The 1,623-nt window shown below is 35.3% G+C and carries 2 protein-coding genes and 1 pseudogene; all 3 read left to right on the top strand.

Features of this window, described 5'->3' with window-relative positions:
- Positions 1-283: 283 nt before the first annotated feature.
- Positions 284-448: a hypothetical protein gene (locus tag DEX24_RS17340; protein ID WP_170112992.1), complete on the top strand. Its 165-nt coding sequence runs from the start codon at positions 284-286 to the stop codon at positions 446-448.
- A 308-nt stretch (positions 449-756) separates the two neighbouring features.
- Positions 757-1,445 (top strand): annotated as a pseudogene (locus DEX24_RS17635) (transposase); the annotation flags it as partial.
- Positions 1,446-1,524: 79 nt separating this feature from the next.
- Positions 1,525-1,623: transposase (locus tag DEX24_RS16780; RefSeq protein WP_146193010.1), on the top strand; the 99-nt coding region annotated here is incomplete at its 3' end.

Below are 1,623 nucleotides of genomic sequence, written 5' to 3'. Positions count from 1 at the left end.
AAGTCTAGCCGAAAAGAATTCAATCTTTTTGGTTTTTCAGTGACACGAGAAATAAATCAACTACTCGGAGTTTCTGCCTAAAGGGCGAAACCTAATGGCAAATCATTTGTTATTTTAAACTTTGCAATAGAACCGATCGTATTTGGAAGAAAGATCAGTTGCATAAGGACCATTGGGATGTTAGTAATAAAAAAGGAAAGAAAGTAAAAGAAGTAGATTTTAATGGTAAACAAATATGGCCGAATGGCAGTAAAAATAAAAATAAAAAGTGAGGACATTATAAATGAAGCATCCATATCAAGAGTTTGTAGATACAGAATTATGGAATAATTTATGGGGGATATTTGATGAATTAGTTGAAAATCAAGATATCGAAGAAATGACGTCAAGAGAATATATAGTAGGTTATCTTTGTTTAAAGTTACAACAAATGAAAAAAAATGAATAAATCAATCAACTCGCGTTACTATGCTCAAATTCAATAGACAAATAAATAATTGATGCTTAATTATTCGGTGCCCCGGTCACCCCGGTCGTACAAGTACCTAAAAATTGATACAGTTTATCCCCTAATTCTAAAATTAGGGGATTTTTTCTCAAATGTTAAACCTCTAATTTAGACAGAATAAGGATGCAAGCTGTCACCATCAAAAACCACAGATAAGTCCATGGTTTAGGCGGATAGGCTACACTAAGTTAGACAGAATAAATAAGGGCTTGTAAACTAAGACTATCAACCAAAGGGAGCGTGCTAAAATGCCACGTCAACGTCGAACATTTACACCTGAATTTAAACTGCAGATGGTGAAGCTTTATGAAAATGGGAAATCACGTGCAGCCATTGCCCGTGAGTATGACCTAACGCCTTCAGGCTTAGACAGATGGATTAAGAATCATCAAGAGACGGGATCATTCACTGCGAAAGATAATCGTACAGATGCAGAAATCGAATTAGAGAAGCTACGTAAAGAAAATCAACGTTTATTAATGGAAAATGATATTTTAAAGCAGGCAGCGCTGATTATGGGACGAAAATAAATGTGATTCGTCATAACGCTCACAAATATTCGGTATCAGCAATGTGTGACGTCCTCAATGTGAAAAGAAGCACGTATTATTATCAGTTAAATCGTTGTAAGAACGACGTTAAAAAAGCAGATGATGTAGCCCTTTCAAATGAGATTGAACGTATTTTTAAAATGAGCCGTAATAATTATGGTACGCGGAAAATCCAGAAAGAATTAGTAAAGCTAACAGAGCCAAAGCACGTTTCAAGACGCCGTATTGGGCGTCTTATGCGCGAAAGAGGTCTTGTTTCAAACTATACAGTGGCTCAATTCAAACCCTATCCATCTAGCTGTAATGAAGCAGCTATTAAAAATGTATTAAAAAGAAATTTTAATCAACATGAAGAATTAGCCATCATTGTGAGTGATTTAACATACTGGATAGGATACACTAAGTTGGACAGATAAAATAAGGGCTTGTAAACTTAAATTATAAAATTAAGGGAGCGTGCAAAATATGCCACGTCAACGTCGAACATTTACACCCGAATTTAAACTGCAATTAGTGAAGCTTTATGAAAATGGCAAGCCACGTGCAGAGATTGCCCAAGAATAT

Origin of the sequence: Kurthia sibirica (genome assembly GCF_003143975.1) — a bacterium.
GTDB classification, from domain to species: Bacteria; Bacillota; Bacilli; order Bacillales_A; family Planococcaceae; genus Kurthia; species Kurthia sibirica.
The sequence above is the reverse complement of the archived record's forward strand: the minus strand, read 5'-3'. Positions and strand labels throughout refer to the sequence as shown.

Coding starts and splice junctions, on each gene's coding strand:
- DEX24_RS17340 (WP_170112992.1), top strand. CDS start 284: ATGAAGCATCCATATCAAGAGTTTGTAGATACAGAATTATGGAATAAT.